The 15272-nt window shown below is 39.4% G+C and carries 14 protein-coding genes and 3 tRNA genes; 10 read left to right on the top strand and 7 right to left on the bottom strand.

What is annotated here, in order from left to right:
* Nucleotides 1–25 precede the first annotated feature (25 nt).
* The 3 genes from MP622_RS07500 to MP622_RS07490 all read left to right on the top strand — a co-directional run bounded on the left by MP622_RS07500 (nucleotide 26) and on the right by MP622_RS07490 (nucleotide 329).
* A tRNA-Leu gene (locus MP622_RS07500) sits at nucleotides 26–110 on the top strand.
* A 31-nt stretch (nucleotides 111–141) separates the two neighbouring features.
* Nucleotides 142–215, top strand: a tRNA-Trp gene (locus tag MP622_RS07495).
* Nucleotides 216–244: 29 nt separating this feature from the next.
* Nucleotides 245–329, top strand: a tRNA-Leu gene (locus MP622_RS07490).
* Nucleotides 330–640: 311 nt separating this feature from the next.
* Here MP622_RS07490 and MP622_RS07485 read toward each other — a convergent pair.
* The 3 genes from MP622_RS07485 to MP622_RS07475 form a co-directional block, all read right to left on the bottom strand.
* On the bottom strand, nucleotides 641–844 hold the full coding sequence (locus tag MP622_RS07485; RefSeq protein WP_100242376.1) for a hypothetical protein: 204 nt from the start codon (nucleotides 842–844) through the stop codon (nucleotides 641–643).
* 351 nt (nucleotides 845–1195) lie between these two features.
* Nucleotides 1196–2362, bottom strand: coding sequence for a methionine adenosyltransferase (gene metK / locus MP622_RS07480; protein ID WP_100242377.1), 1167 nt, complete (start codon nucleotides 2360–2362; stop codon nucleotides 1196–1198).
* Nucleotides 2363–2708: 346 nt separating this feature from the next.
* Entirely contained in the window at nucleotides 2709–3032 is a 324-nt protein-coding gene (locus tag MP622_RS07475) for a hypothetical protein (protein ID WP_104442241.1), read from the bottom strand.
* A 513-nt stretch (nucleotides 3033–3545) separates the two neighbouring features.
* Between MP622_RS07475 and tkt the strand changes: the two genes are divergently transcribed.
* Together tkt and MP622_RS07465 are read left to right on the top strand one after the other, a co-directional pair.
* Nucleotides 3546–5534, top strand: a complete 1989-nt coding sequence (gene tkt, locus MP622_RS07470) for a transketolase (RefSeq protein WP_104442240.1) — start codon at nucleotides 3546–3548, stop codon at nucleotides 5532–5534.
* Between the two features lie 520 nt (nucleotides 5535–6054).
* On the top strand, nucleotides 6055–6639 hold the full coding sequence (locus MP622_RS07465) for a YceI family protein (protein WP_044739839.1): 585 nt from the start codon (nucleotides 6055–6057) through the stop codon (nucleotides 6637–6639).
* A gap of 104 nt (nucleotides 6640–6743) precedes the next feature.
* Here the strand turns inward: MP622_RS07465 and MP622_RS07460 are convergent, their stop codons facing one another.
* Nucleotides 6744–7457: a glutamine amidotransferase gene (locus MP622_RS07460; protein ID WP_243793271.1), complete on the bottom strand. Its 714-nt coding sequence runs from the start codon at nucleotides 7455–7457 to the stop codon at nucleotides 6744–6746.
* Nucleotides 7458–7534: 77 nt separating this feature from the next.
* Nucleotides 7535–8095, bottom strand: coding sequence for a TetR/AcrR family transcriptional regulator (locus MP622_RS07455; protein WP_044739837.1), 561 nt, complete (start codon nucleotides 8093–8095; stop codon nucleotides 7535–7537).
* 90 nt (nucleotides 8096–8185) lie between these two features.
* Here MP622_RS07455 and MP622_RS07450 point away from each other — a divergent pair, with 90 nt between their 5' ends.
* The 4 genes from MP622_RS07450 (at nucleotide 8186) to MP622_RS07435 (ending at nucleotide 11264) form a co-directional block, all read left to right on the top strand.
* The gene (locus tag MP622_RS07450) at nucleotides 8186–8938 is read left to right on the top strand and encodes an SDR family oxidoreductase (RefSeq protein WP_104442238.1); all 753 of its coding nucleotides are present in this window, start codon (nucleotides 8186–8188) and stop codon (nucleotides 8936–8938) included.
* Nucleotides 8939–8976: 38 nt separating this feature from the next.
* The gene (locus MP622_RS07445; RefSeq protein WP_104442237.1) at nucleotides 8977–9570 is read left to right on the top strand and encodes a 2-hydroxychromene-2-carboxylate isomerase; all 594 of its coding nucleotides are present in this window, start codon (nucleotides 8977–8979) and stop codon (nucleotides 9568–9570) included.
* 183 nt (nucleotides 9571–9753) lie between these two features.
* A complete protein-coding gene (locus MP622_RS07440) occupies nucleotides 9754–10332 on the top strand; it encodes a TetR/AcrR family transcriptional regulator (RefSeq protein ID WP_044739834.1) in 579 nt (192 codons plus the stop codon).
* A complete protein-coding gene (locus MP622_RS07435; protein ID WP_243793270.1) occupies nucleotides 10329–11264 on the top strand; it encodes an EamA family transporter in 936 nt (311 codons plus the stop codon). Before MP622_RS07440 ends, MP622_RS07435 begins: the two co-directional genes overlap by 4 nt.
* A 100-nt stretch (nucleotides 11265–11364) precedes the next feature.
* Here the strand turns inward: MP622_RS07435 and MP622_RS07430 are convergent, their stop codons facing one another.
* Nucleotides 11365–12876, bottom strand: coding sequence for an aldehyde dehydrogenase family protein (locus MP622_RS07430; protein WP_044739832.1), 1512 nt, complete (start codon nucleotides 12874–12876; stop codon nucleotides 11365–11367).
* A 196-nt stretch (nucleotides 12877–13072) separates the two neighbouring features.
* Here MP622_RS07430 and MP622_RS07425 point away from each other — a divergent pair, with 196 nt between their 5' ends.
* On the top strand, nucleotides 13073–14263 hold the full coding sequence (locus MP622_RS07425; protein ID WP_243793269.1) for a transcriptional regulator: 1191 nt from the start codon (nucleotides 13073–13075) through the stop codon (nucleotides 14261–14263).
* Between the two features lies 1 nt (nucleotide 14264).
* Here the strand turns inward: MP622_RS07425 and MP622_RS07420 are convergent, their stop codons facing one another.
* Nucleotides 14265–15233, bottom strand: coding sequence for an alpha/beta hydrolase (locus tag MP622_RS07420; protein WP_104442234.1), 969 nt, complete (start codon nucleotides 15231–15233; stop codon nucleotides 14265–14267).
* Nucleotides 15234–15272 lie beyond the last annotated feature (39 nt).

Here is a 15272-nt window from a genome sequence, read left to right as displayed (position 1 = left end):
GATCTCTATAATATACACAGCCATCGGGGGCGTGGCGAAATTGGTAGACGCACTGGATTTAGGTTCCAGCGCCGCAAGGTGTAAGAGTTCGAGTCTCTTCGCCCCCACCACTTAATCATCAGTTGATGGTGTTTAGGTAACAGAGGATTGGTGTAATGGTAGCATGACGGTCTCCAAAACCGTTCGTCAAGGTTCGAGTCCTTGATCCTCTGCCAAATTTTTCACTTAGTGTGAAACCCAGTATGGGGGCGTGGCGAAATTGGTAGACGCACTGGATTTAGGTTCCAGCGCCGCAAGGTGTAAGAGTTCGAGTCTCTTCGCCCCCACCACTTAATGAGCTGGGAAGATTAAAGCAAGGTTAACACCTTGTTTTTTTTCGTCTAGAGAAAAGTAAATTCAAAAATGACTGTCAATATGAAACATCATCTAGATGCTTTTGATGATCTTGTTGTGCTTGTTAAAAGGTAAGGGATTGGCTGAGTAATTCATGGTCTTTGTTGACTAAAGTTTCTGATGATGCTGATAAAACTAAATTTCTCATCGATCAACAATAAAAAAAGCCCCGAAGGGCTTAAAAATATAGGAATAGCGACTCGATGAACTGTGAATACGTGTACAAGCTATTGAATTGCTTTTATTGTTAAGCTTTTAAGTGATCTTCAAACTCTTCGCCGAGCTGCATAGCCAACGAATTACCTGCTAAATCACAAGTAACTAAACCATATTCTTTTTTAAAACTAAAAGTAAAACCACGATCATCAGCGAGAGTTTTGACTGAGTAACCTAATTTTTCTAACCAAATACGAAATGCGATTAAATTTTTTGCTTTTACAACCTTCTTCACGAGACAACTCCTGTAAACATATAAATATTTAATAGGGATAGGCTAAATTTTTTAAAGGGCAAAAACCTATTTTTTTATTTATATGCTTTTTTTTGCCTAATTTCTATGCTGATCTGTAAATTACTCTGAGTTGTGGAATGGGGCTGAAGGTTAGTGGTTCGACGTGCTTTTGAGTGATTGTATTGAGCTAAATATTGAATTTATCATCAATTCTTATTTCGTGTCACCAATGATGAGCAACTTGATTATTTCTCAAGGCTTCGCATGCTTGAAATATTTTGTTATGAGAAATAATTTTCAAGTGACAATAAAAAAAGCTCACCGAAGTGAGCTTTTTCTACAAAGGAAGGATTAGAGACCAGCAGAAGACTTAAGCGCTTCAACTTTGTCTGTTTTTTCCCAAGTAAATGCAGTATCAGAACCTTGACGACCAAAGTGACCATATGCAGCAGTTTGCTTGTACATTGGTTGAATCAGGTCGAGCATACGAGTAATGCCGTATGGACGTAGGTCAAAGTGTTCACGAACCAATTGAATAATCAATTCATCAGCCACTTTGCCTGTGTTGAAAGTGTTGATAGAAATAGAAGTAGGCTCAGCAACACCAATTGCATAAGACACTTGAATTTCACACTTGTCTGCTAAGCCAGCAGCAACAATGTTTTTCGCAACATAACGACCAGCATAAGCAGCAGAGCGGTCAACTTTAGATGGGTCTTTACCAGAGAAAGCACCACCACCGTGACGCGCCATACCACCGTAAGTATCTACAATGATTTTACGACCAGTTAAACCGCAGTCACCTACAGGACCGCCAATCACAAACATACCTGTTGGGTTAATGTGGAATTTGGTGTCCGCATGGAACATTTCAGCAGGAATAATTTTCTTCACGATTTCTTCAATCACAGCTTCTTTTAAGTTGGCTTGTGAGATTTCTGGATCGTGTTGAGTAGACAATACAACAGCATCTAAACGTACTGGTTTGCCATTTTCATAAGCAAAAGTCACTTGGCTTTTTGCATCTGGGCGTAACCACGGTAATGAACCATTGCGACGCAATTCAGCTTGCTTTTCCATTAAGCGATGCGCATATGAAATTGGCGCAGGCATAAGTACGTCAGTTTCACGGCTTGCATAACCAAACATTAAACCTTGGTCACCCGCACCTTGATCTTCAGGCTTTTGACGGTCAACACCTTGAGCAATTTCAGGTGACTGTTTGCCAATCATGTTGATGACTGCACAAGTCGAGCCATCAAAACCTAAGTCAGAGTGGTGGTAGCCAATACCGTTTACAGTTTGACGAACAACAGCTTCGACATCAATGTTTGCAGTTGTTGTGATTTCGCCAGCAAGTACGACAGCACCCGTTTTTACAAGCGTTTCACAAGCAACCCGCGCATATGGGTCTTCTTTTAAGATTGCATCCAAGATAGCATCACTGATTTGATCAGCCATTTTATCTGGATGGCCTTCGCTTACAGATTCCGAAGTAAATACAGCGTACTCGCGCATAAGTCCTATCACAGTTAATTTTAAAGACGCAATATGTTACATCGAGTTAGACTTTAGGACTAGCTCAACTTGTATAAAAAAGGATGAATTTATTTCAATTCAATGACTTTTTATCTGATATAAGCATCTATAAAACTGATAAAGCAGCAATTAATTGTTTTGGCTTTAAATATTTTGTGTATATAAATTAAACAATTTAATACACAATTATACTTAAGTAGAAAAAATTGATGAAATTTAAAGGGGATGAAAATCATTCTTCTGACTGTTGGTTAAGCATGTGCATACTTAAAGAGTGATGATAAAGATCATAAAGCAGAACTAAACACAGAAAAATAACGACGGTTTAAAAGAAGTCACAAGTCCGTAAATTATCGATGACAGGGATTGGGGTATAGTGAGCGTATTTTATTCGTATTTTTGAAGGGGGAATTGGAATTGAGACAAGCCATTTAAATTGATATGTATAGGAGGGCGTGAAGCGTTCATCCGAATGGTCTAAATAAGTGTTGTTATCCATCATAAAAGCTATTTCATTAGAGGAATGGCGCTTTTGTGTTAAATAAACCGATTCTAAATCAGTGAAGTAAGCTTTATGTTTTTCATCTTCAGTATTTTTAGCACCATAACTTTCCGCAGCAAAACCATTAGGAATCAAAATTATTGGCATAAGGAGTACCTAACTTGATAGTCACTTTGTTCTTAAGTGCATCAAAAAATTAACTCCTCAGAAATCTAATTTTATTGAGAAATACTTATGTCTGCCTTACATGGATATTTAGTGCAGTTTCAATGATGTTAGGTTTTTTTATGTGAAGAGCTTTGTTAGAGCTAGGTTAACTTTGCTTGGATCTTGCATTCATCTGAAATAAACGTGAATTTTGTGTCAGAAGAAGCTATTTCTAATTCTAAACTGTATTTCAAAGCTTTAATCTGATTTTACAGGCATGATAATAGGCAATATGGTGTTGCGTGTAACTCTAGATCAAAATAATAATTTTTTTTGTTTGCTCGTATAAATAAAATTCTTAATATTTCCATTCATTCAAGTCCACATAAGTAGCAATTAATAGGGAAAAATTGTGTATAAGGCTTTACCCATCTCGCTTTTTTTAAGACAATAGTGCCTAGTTTTGAATGTGATATTCATCTTCTTTAAATTGTTTTAATTGGACTCTGATCTATGACAACCCCTTTGAACGAACGTCGTATTGCAAATGCAATTCGTGTATTGGCTATGGATGCTGTGCAAAAAGCCAACTCAGGACATCCAGGTGCACCAATGGGGATGGCAGATATTGCAGACGTCGTTTGGCGCGAATTTTTAAATCATAATCCAACAAACCCACAATGGGCGAACCGCGACCGTTTTGTATTGTCGAATGGTCATGGTTCAATGCTTCAATATGCATTGTTACATTTAACAGGTTATGAGCTTTCAATCGAAGATTTGAAAGCTTTCCGTCAGCTTCACTCTAAGACACCGGGTCATCCAGAATTGGGTTATGCGCCTGGTATTGAAACTACAACTGGGCCGTTGGGTCAGGGTATTGCCAATGCTGTAGGTTTTGCGTTGGCTGAAAAAACTTTGGCAGCGCAGTTCAACAAAGAAGACTTGGCAGTTGTTGATCATTTCACTTATTGTTTCTTGGGTGATGGCTGTTTAATGGAAGGTGTTTCGCATGAAGCATGTTCACTAGCAGGTACTTTAGGTCTAGGTAAATTAATTGCTTACTACGACGACAATGGTATTTCAATTGACGGTGAAGTCGAAGGTTGGTTCTCTGACGATACAGAGCAACGTTTCAAATCTTACGGCTGGCAAGTACTTCGTGTAGACGGTCATGATAACGATGCGATTCGCGCAGCAACTTTAGAAGCGAAAGCGGAAACTAAAAAACCTACCATCATTATTTGTAAAACAATTATTGGTTTAGGTTCTCCAAACAAACAAGGTAAAGAAGACTGTCACGGTGCACCTTTAGGCAATGATGAAATTGCATTAACACGTGAAGCTTTAGGCTGGACAGAAGGTCCATTTGAAATTCCTGCTGACGTTTATGCAGCATGGGATGCAAAAGCAAAAGGTGCTGAATCTGAAGCAGCTTGGAATGCTGTATTTGCTCAATATCAAGCGAAGTATCCTACAGAAGCGGCTGAATTGTTACGTCGTATCGAAGGTGACTTGCCTGTTGAATTTATTGCTCAAGCAGATGCGTTCATTGCAGAAACTAATGCTAAAGCGGAAACAATTGCGACTCGTAAAGCAAGCCAAAATACTTTACAAGCGTTTGGTCCATTATTGCCTGAATTATTAGGTGGTTCTGCGGACTTAGCTGGTTCTAATTTAACACTTTGGAAAGGTTGCCAAGGTGTTCAAGATAACCCTGCCGGTAACTATGTACACTATGGCGTACGTGAATTTGGTATGACTGCAATAGCGAATGGTGTTGCATTGCATGGTGGTTTCATTCCTTACGTTGCTACATTCTTAATGTTTATGGAATATGCGCGTAATGCAGTTCGTATGTCTGCATTAATGAAACAACGTGTAATTCATGTATATACGCATGACTCTATTGGTTTGGGTGAAGATGGTCCTACACATCAACCAGTTGAACAAATTGCATCTTTACGTGGTACACCTAACTTAAATACATGGCGTCCATGTGACACTGTTGAAGCAGCTGTGTCTTGGAAATCTGCGCTTGTACGTAAAGAAGGTCCTTCTGCGTTAATCTTCTCTCGTCAAAACTTACCATTCCAAACTCGTACTCAAGCACAAATTGAAAACGTAGCAAAAGGTGGTTATGTTCTTGCAGAAGAAAAAGGCGAATTAAAAGCAATTATTATTGCAACAGGTTCTGAAGTGTCACTAGCGATGGAAGCATATGCACAACTTGAAGGTGTGCGTGTCGTTTCTATGCCATGTGCTGAAGAGTTCATGAAGCAAGATGCTGCTTACCGTGAAGCTGTATTGCCAGCTCATATTCGTGCGCGTGTTGCAGTTGAAGCTGCGCATGTCGACTACTGGTGGAAGTTTGTTGGTCTGGATGGCAAAGTAATTGGTATGACGACTTATGGTGAATCTGCACCTGCGAAAGACTTGTTCCAGTTCTTTGGTATTACGACTGAAGCAGTTGTAAATGCAGTAAAAGAATTGACAGCTTAATCGGTCATTTTTATAAAAAAACGCCTCTAATGTGAGGCGTTTTTTTATGGTTATAAGGTTCATAAATCATAGTAATAAAAGATCACAACAACAAAAGCAGATAAAACTAAATTTAAAATGGATCACAGTGCTAAAAGTCTTAGGGTTGTATATTCCGATTTATAAAAAAACGCCTCTAATGTGAGGCGTTTTTTTATGGTTATAAGGTTCATAAATCATAGTAATAAAAGATCACAACAACAAAAGCAGATAAAACTAAATTTAAAATGGATCACAGTGCTAAAAGTCTTAGGGTTGTATATTCCGAAGTGGATAGATCAACTGTTATTTGAAAAATACCAAAATGAAAATATAGATGATTAATTTAGTGAGGAATCTGTCACAATCGTTCTAATAAAATCCATAATAATATTAATCCTTTAAACTGTTCTAAATTTGAAACATATCGTCTTATCCATAACAGTGAATTATAATTTCAAAGGTATACACTAATAATCATTCTGAAACGAGATAAAATCACATGAATTTAAAAGCATTAACTTTGGGTTTAGCAGTTGCTTCAGTTGCAACATTTTCTATGGCAAAACCTGTGGCGTATCAAATTGATCCAACACACACGGCAACAGTATTTTCTTGGAGCCACTTTGGTTTTTCTACACCATCTGCAAACTTTAGCAATATTCAAGGCACAATCAATGTAGATAATGAAAAACCTGCGAATTCTTCAGTGAATGTGACTATTCCATTGTCTAGCTTAAATACCAATGTGGCTGCATTAGATGAGCATTTGAAAAAAGCTGAATTTTTTGATGCGATTAATTATCCAAACATCACGTTCAAAAGTACTAAGGTAGAATCTTTAGGCAATAACCAATATAAAATTACAGGTAACTTAACTGTTAAAGATGTCACTAAACCTGTTGTGCTTGATGCTGTAATGAACAAGCAAGGTGAACATCCAATGACTAAACTACAGTCGATTGGTTTCAATGCTACAACTTCATTTGACCGTTCTGCGTTTGGTGTCGGAGCATACGTGCCAAATGTTGGCGATAAAATTACAGTAAATATCACTACTGAAGCATCAGTTCCTGCGAAGAAATAATCTCCCCACGATTTCTTCGGGAAAGTAAAAGGCACTCTGATTGAGTGCCTTTTTTATGTCTGTTGATTCTTGGGGTAATAGAGGATCGATTTGATTGAGCAGTCTTACTCAATATGCTGCATAAAAAACTCAAGCACTTGTGGTGCATGTTGCTCTAAATCAGGTGCAAAACGTTGGTTATCGGCACGTAGGCTAGGAATATCAATTTTTGCATGGCGTAATTCGCAGGTATGACCAATCAGCCATTTTTCCATTGCATCCGCAGCGACTTCAACATGAAATTGTAGTGCTAAAATATTATTACCAATTTTAAACGCTTGGTTTGGATATAGGGTAGAACTTGCCAGAAGTTCTGCATTTTGCGGTAAATCGAATGTATCGCCGTGCCAATGTAAAACTGGCGTATCAGCTAGGCTTGTGAGAGGATTCTGTGCGACAGGCTTGATTTCTAAACGACTCCATCCAATTTCTTTTTGTGATCCCGCATAGACTTTGGCACCTAACGCATGGGCAATCAATTGAGCACCTAGACAAATGCCGAGTGTCGGTAAATTGCGTGTTAGTCGCTGCTTGAGTAGCTCAATTTCTTGTGTAAGAAAAGGATAATCTTCGGTTTCATAGACCCCAATTGGCCCGCCTAAAATTACTGTCAGCCCTTTATGCTCTAGGGCTTTACGCAGGTCATCAACACCTGCCTCTACATATCGAACGCGAAAGCCAAGTTGATAAAAAGTATCCTCTAAAGCACCTAGGTCTTCAAAAGCAAGATGTTGAATGGCATAAATGGTCTCAGGAAAATCGGGATCTGTTGTTTTCATACGCTTTAAATTGTGATGAATAAACGAAATGGTTTTGAATATATACCAAAATAATAAAGCTAAGTAAGTAATAAAGTTTAAACATTAAGGCTTGCTTTTAAAAAAGCTTTGCTAGATTCGATCACTTGTTTTTGTATATTTTCATCTGCCATACCACGCGCAAGACTAATCGCACCCACCAGTTGGCAAAGTACAGCCCATGCTTTGTCTTCACTACCTAAATGTTGAGTAAATAGGGCATGCCCGCGCAGTAATTCTTGTTGATAAATCTGTTTGATGTCGATATCCGAGCGGGCTACTTCACTGGCAAGCGCAGGTAAAATACAACCATGATCTGCATGCTGCACATGAGAGATATTGAGGTAACGGTTTAACTCAAAATCTAGCCATTCATGCGGACTATTGTGAGGATTATTTTCCCATCTGGAAAAACTTTGCTGTAGTTCTGACTCTAATAAAGCTTTTAATAACGTATGTTTGGAAGCAAAGTGTGAATAGAAAGCTCCACTGGTTACACCAGCAGCTTTCATGAAGCCATCCACGCCTGTTGCAGCAAAGCCTTGCTGTTTAGCCAGTTGACCACTGATATACAGTAATTCTTTGCGTTTTTCTTGTTTGTAGCCTGGTTTATATCGCATGTGAATGACTCATAAACGAGATTTGACGATAAATAAATTATAACATAGTATTCGTTATGGTAACGATCGTTATTCAATAGAATGCAAAAAATGAATGAGAAAAATGAGCCAGGAATTGGACAAAAGGGTGTTGCCCTAGTTATTGGTGCAGGTGATGCAACAGGGGGGGAGATTGCAAAACGCTTTGCGCGTGGCGGATATATAGCATGTATGACACGCCGTAATGCTAATAAGTTACAGCCTTTAATTGATGAAATTGAAACCATGGGAGGTACGGCTTACGGTTTTGCTTCCGATGCACGTAAAGAAGAACAAGTGATTGAATTAATTGAACAGATAGAAAGTTCAATAGGTCCGATTGAAGTGATGGTCTTTAATATTGGGGCGAATGTACCGTGCAGTATTTTAGAAGAAACCGCGCGTAAATATTTCAAAATTTGGGAAATGGCATGCTTTAGTGCTTTTTTAGTTGGACGAGAGGTTGCTAAGCGTATGGTGCAGCGTGAACAAGGCAGCATTATTTTTACAGGGGCAACGGCTGGTGTTCGAGGTGCTGCAAATTTTGCCGCCTTTGCAGGTGCTAAACATGCATTACGGGCTTTGGCACAAAGTATGGCACGTGAATTAGGACCAAAGAACATTCATGTTGCACATGTTGTAGTCGATGGAGCAATTGATACAGATTTTATTGAAACCACCTTTCCTGAACTTTATGCACTTAAGTCGCAAGATGGCATATTAAACCCCGCGCATATTGCAGAAAATTATTGGCATTTGGCACATCAACCTCGTGATGCATGGACACATGAATTAGACTTAAGACCTTGGATTGAACGTTGGTAATGCAAATATTTCAAAATGTTAAATAGGGAGATTTAAAAATGCAAACAATAGAATTTTATTTTGATTTAGGCAGTCCATATAGTTATATAGGTTTTCATCGTATCCAAAAAATAGCTGCAGACAGACATGCCAACATTCTTTGGAAACCGATGCTTTTGGGCGGGGTATTCAAGGCAACGGGTAACAGCAGCCCCATGATTGTTCCCGCAAAGGCACAATATGCCATGAAAGATTTAAAGCGCTGGTCGAAGCTCTGGCAGATTCCCATGCAAATGAATCCTTATTTCCCAATTAATACTTTACAATTAATGCGCTTAGTCACTGCTGTACAGATTTATCAACCTGAGCAATTTTTGCGTGTACTTACAGGTGTATTTCATGCCATGTTTGGTGAGCCACGTAATCTGAATGATCTACAAGAGTTTAAAAAAATGCTTATAGATTTGGACTTGGATGTACAACAGGTACAAGATTGGTTGGAAGATGAGCAAGTCAAACAACAGTTAAAATCGGTTACTGAAGAAGCTGTACAACGCGGGGTGTTTGGGGCGCCGACGTGGTTTAGTCAGAATGAAATGTACTGGGGTATTGATCATCTGCACTTTTTAGAACATGCATTAACTTCCGCTTAAATTATATTAATAGTTTCAGAGCAAATCTCTTGGATGGTTTTTCAGGAGATTTTTTCATTCGCATTCTTCAATATTTAACTTTTAAAAGACATTCATTCCTTTCAAATAGATGAATTTTAGTTTGCAATTTTATATTCATTTTTATAAATTAGGTAGATCGGTATACCTATTAGGGTTGTTAGCATGAGTAATAAGTCGGCAAAGGAAAAAATTTTAGATGCAGCAGCCACCTTGTTTTATAACGATGGTATTGCCAATACAGGGATTAATGCGATAACTGATCGGGCGGGTGTAGCTAAAATGTCGCTCTACAATAATTTCCCGACCAAATCTGATTTGATTGCTACTTATATACAAGCTCGTCATCAAGAATGGCTAGACCTGTATGCCAAGCGATTAGTCGATTGTAATTCTGCTTATGAAAAAATTTTGGCTGTATTCGATGCCTATCAAGATCATGCGGAATGTGCATACGAAAAGGGATTTAGAGGTTGCGGTTTATTGAATGCAGCGGCGGAGTTTCCTGCTGCTAGTCCAGAGCGGCTCACGGTGAAGCAACATAAAGATGAAGTTGAGCAGATTTTAGTAGAGCATTTAAATGCAATCTTTCAGGATCAAAATAAAGCTCAAGAATTAGCATTATTCATTTCTTTTGTTTTAGAGGGTTCGATTGCCCGTGCAGGTTTGGAAGGCAATGGAACGAAGGTACATGCTGCGAAGCAAATGATAGAGCGCCTTTTACAACAGGAGTTGAATGTGTGAGCCAGAAGTTTGATTTAAGTCCACATTATGGTTTTATCGCGGTACTGGTTGCCTCAGTATTATGGGGAACTACAGGTACAGCTGCATCATTTGCTCCTCATTTAAGTCCCTTGGCAATTGGAGCTTTGGCTATGGGTGGTGGTGGGCTTCTACAGGCATTATTAGCTAGAAAGAAAATTGCAAAACATCTTCAAGACATTCCTAAAAATAAAGGCATATTATTAGGTGCTCTTTCTGTGGCAATTTACCCGCTAGCCTTCTATAGTTCTATGCATTTGGCAGGCATTACCATTGGGACTGTGGTGTCTATAGGTACAGCGCCTTTATTTACAGCCTTGCTAGAGCGTATTTTTGATCAAAAGCAATTATCTAAACGATGGTTCTTAAGTTGTTTTCTGGGCATATTTGGAGTGTTGTTACTCTCACTCGGCGAGTCACATGCTACGACTCAGTTACAACATTCAACCGATCAGAAAATTGTAGGGGTTATTCTAGGTTTAGTCGCTGGACTGACTTATTCGCTGTATTCATGGGCTGCCAAAAAACTTATTGATCGCGGTGTAGAAGCGAAAGCATCAATTGGTTTAATTTTTGGATTCGGTGCAGCATTATTACTTTCTACAGCCTTTTACACCGGGGCAAATCTGTTTGATCAAGCCATTCATGTGTATGTTGTTGGTTATATGATGCTGATTCCAATGTTTTTGGGCTATTTATTATTTGGTTATGGACTCAAAACTGTGCCTGCAAGTCGTGCAGTGACTTTGACCTTGTTTGAACCATTTATGGCTGCTGTATTTGCAATGCTGATTGTCGGAGAGAAATTAGATGGATTTGGTTGGTTAGGAATGGGACTAATTTTTGTTTGTTTGATGATTTTATTTAAAGAAGAACCTGCAACTGAACCAAATCATACGATTGTTTCCACTTAATGTAAGTAAACAGTAAATAACAGATTCAAAAATGAAAACAGCGAACCTAGGTTCGCTGTTTTCATTTTCGTGCAAAGGAAACAGGTTTCAATAGAGGAGATTAGAAGAAACCTGCTGGTTTGGTCGAGTAGCTCACTAACAAGTTTTTAGTTTGTTGGTAATGATCAAGCATCATTCTGTGGTTCTCACGACCAATACCTGATTTCTTGTAGCCACCGAACGCCGCGTGCGCAGGGTAGATGTGGTAACAGTTGGTCCATACACGACCTGCTTCAATCGCGCGACCAGCACGATAAGAAGTGTGTGCTGAACGTGACCATACACCTGCACCTAAGCCATAAATGGTGTCATTGGCAATTTTGATGGCTTCATCAAAGTCTTTGAAGGTAGTTACAGACAAGACAGGTCCAAAAATTTCTTCTTGGAAAATCTTCATGCTGTTATTACCTTTGAAGATGGTTGGTTCAATGTAGAAACCACTACCGACTTCGTTACGTGCACCACCGCCAGTAAGTACTTCTGCACCTTCGCCACGACCTGTTGCAATACAGCCCAAGATTTTTTCTTGCTGCTCTTGAGAAGCTTGCGCACCAATCATGGTGTCTGTGTCTAATGGATGTCCTGTTTTAATACGTTTTACACGTTCAATAGCTTTTTCAAGGAATTTGTCTGCAATGCTTTCTTGAACGAGAGCGCGTGAAGGACATGTACATACTTCACCTTGGTTTAAAGCGAACATTGCAAAACCTTCAAGGGCTTTGTCTAGGTAGTCATCTTCACGATCCATGATATCTTCAAAGAAAATGTTTGGAGATTTACCACCAAGTTCCAGCGTTACAGGAATAATGTTTTCAGTCGCATATTGCATAATTAACTGACCTACTTGCGTAGAACCAGTAAATGCGATTTTTGCAATACGTGGGCTAGTTGCAAGTGGACGGCCCACTTCAGCACCAAAGCCATTGACGATGTTCAAGACTCCTTCTGGTAATATGTCTTGAATTAATTCAGCAACCAATAAAATACCGACTGGGGTTTGTTCGGCAGGCTTAAGAACAATACAGTTGCCAGCTGCCAGTGCTGGAGCAAGTTTCCATGCTGCCATAAGAATTGGGAAGTTCCATGGGATAATTTGACCCACTACACCCAATGGTTCATGGAAATGGTAAGCAATTGTATCTTCATCAATCTCAGAAATTCCGCCTTCTTGTGCACGAATACAACCTGCAAAATAACGGAAGTGATCAATCGCTAGAGGAATGTCTGCCGCAAGTGTTTCGCGGACAGGTTTACCATTGTCCCAAGTTTCTGCAACCGCCAGTAATTCAAGATTTTGTTCTAAACGATCTGCAATTTTAAGTAACAGATTTGAACGCGTTGTAGGAGAGGATTTGTTCCATTGAGCCTTAGCTTTGTGCGCTGCATCAAGCGCAAGTTCGATATCTTCAACCGTTGAGCGAGGAATTTTTGTGAATACTTTGCCATCGACAGGCGAGATGTTTTCGAAGTATTCTCCTTTAATAGGTGCAACCCATTGGCCACCAATAAAGTTTTCGTATTGTGCTTTAAATTGAACCTTAGAACCAGGTTGATTAGGATCGACGTAACGCATATATAATTTCCTTTGCTTGTTGTTTATCTCAGCTTCTACAGCTTTGGTATAAGGTACAACAGTACATTATTTGTTTAGCATAACTAGCATAAGGTTGGAGAAAGGTTGGAAAGTAGAAGGTTTACAACAGGACGACAAATGCTTACAAAAACAGTTAAGTACAGGACGTCGAATCATTAGTTGTTGAGAGAAAGCAATGATGAATAAGCAAGCATTATTAGAAAAAAGACAAAGGATTGATCAGTTTCGCCAAAGCAGTAGCCTTTCGCCATTACATGCAGAACAATTAGGGCAAAGTATTGCAAGTTCATGGCAGCGTTCTGCTTCGGCAGCGATTCCTAAAGACCGTATGGCAGCGCCAATTAATCATCAGCATCGTCGTGGTTTAAACGGTGCATTAGAGCATGCCTTACAACTTTGCACGGAAGATCTCAAACATATTGCACAGCAATCTTCCATGGTGATTGCTGTGGGCGATATCGGTAGTACCATTGTGTGGTCGGCATCGAGCCATCAAATGCAGAGAGCTGCTGAAAGTGTACACTTTGTTGAAGGTGGGCAGTGGCGAGAAGAGTTGGTCGGTACTAATGCATTAGCATTATCGTTAAAAACCCAGCAATCGAGTTGTGTGTTTTCTAATGAGCACTACATGACTTCTATACAGGACTGGGTGTGTTATGCGGCACCTATTATTGATCCTTATTCAAAGCAACTCTTGGGGGTCATCGACTTATCGACCACATGGAAAAACCACAATAGCTTGGGACTTTTGGCTGCTGAGCGCTGTTCTTCGATTATTCAATCCGCTTTATTGGAATATCAAAAGCAACAGTTATTTATTCGTGCATTTGCTGTGCCACAAATTTTGTTTAATGGTAAAGCCTTGGTACTGACGCCGCGTCAAATTGAGATTCTGGCGATTTTGGCTTTGTGTCCTCAAGGGCTAACTTTGGATACCTTACATCAAGCGCTATATGGAGAACGTAAGGTCAGTGTGGGAACGTTAAAAGCGGAAATGTCACAACTTCGTGATATTTTGGGAGGCATGTTAGGCTCAAGACCTTACCGTTTGTTGGTCAATGTCGATGCGGATTTTTTACAGGCTGAGCAAGCTTTAGACGCTGGATATTTGGAAACCGCTTTAAGGTTGTATACAGGCGTGTTCTTGGCGAAAACCGAAAGTCCATTTTTATGTGCTTGGCGGGATTGTTTGGAGTCACGTTTAAGTGATGCCATTTTTAAAGCCAACGAAACTGATGTATTACTAAAACACGTGGCGCATTTTCCAGAAGCAATAGATGCGGTAGAGCGTTTGATTGAACTGATGCCTAAGACACATCCTGTTCATCAAACGCTATTGAAATTTAAGGATAGAGAGAACTTTTAATTCAGATTCCTTTCTCCTTTATCCAAGCAAATAAGTTCTGATAAACCTGCTCACGAACTTTAGGTGCGGATAAAACCAAATCGTGCAAACCATTTTCAATGGTTTGAATACTGATATCTCCGATCATTTTCTCGGCGTATTTTTGAATGTCATTAACGTTTAAAATCACGTCACTGGTCTGAGCTTCAATCCCCCATTTTTTCGGGTTGGTGGTTTGATGTGAATGCATGACTAGGGTGGGAATAGTGAGTGTTACACCTGCGTGAATCTCTTTTTGAGCTTCATGGATGGCTCGAACAAAGCTGAGTTTTACCATTTTATAGCTTGGTTGTTTCCACTCCAGATTAAAATTCCATTCACCGTGATAGTGACAATGTAGGCTAGGGACGTACCATTTATTCAAACCGCTTGGAATAGTGAGATTCGGAAGCAATCGACCTAGTTTGCTAAGTTGAGGCAGCGCCTTATTTTTCTCAAACTCGCTCATATTGAAATCATAAAAAGGACTGTTTGCCCATAAACCCTTAATCAATGAATGCTGCGGGTGATGGGCTGCAAATAAGGTACAAATGAGGCCTCCCGTTGAATGCCCGCTTAACAACACAGCATCATGACCTTCAGCTTGAATAATTTCTAACGCTTTATTAATTTCTGCATCGTATTCACTTAAATCACGAACATTATAGAGTTGTTGATGCCCTAAACGGGAACGTCCATATTTGCGTAAATCCAGTGCGTAGAAATCAAAACCCTGCTGATTGAATTGATCTGCCATTTCAGTTTGAAAAAAATAATCAATAAAACCATGAATGTACAGAATTGCTTTGGTGGTGGCTTGAGTATTTTTTTTGCGGACTAAAGTCGCAACGACTTTGCCTTCATAATCATCGGGGAATTCAAGCACAAACTGTTGATAATCTGGTCCCAGAACATCGGCTTGATAGGTGGTAGGAATTTTGAGCGATGTCATTTTTATACTCATCAAGATTTATTATGGTTTAATCCTTGA

Source organism: Acinetobacter sp. PK01, from assembly GCF_022819285.1.
In the GTDB taxonomy this organism is placed as follows: Bacteria; Pseudomonadota; Gammaproteobacteria; order Pseudomonadales; family Moraxellaceae; genus Acinetobacter; species Acinetobacter tandoii.
The sequence above is the reverse complement of the archived record's forward strand: the minus strand, read 5'-3'. Positions and strand labels throughout refer to the sequence as shown.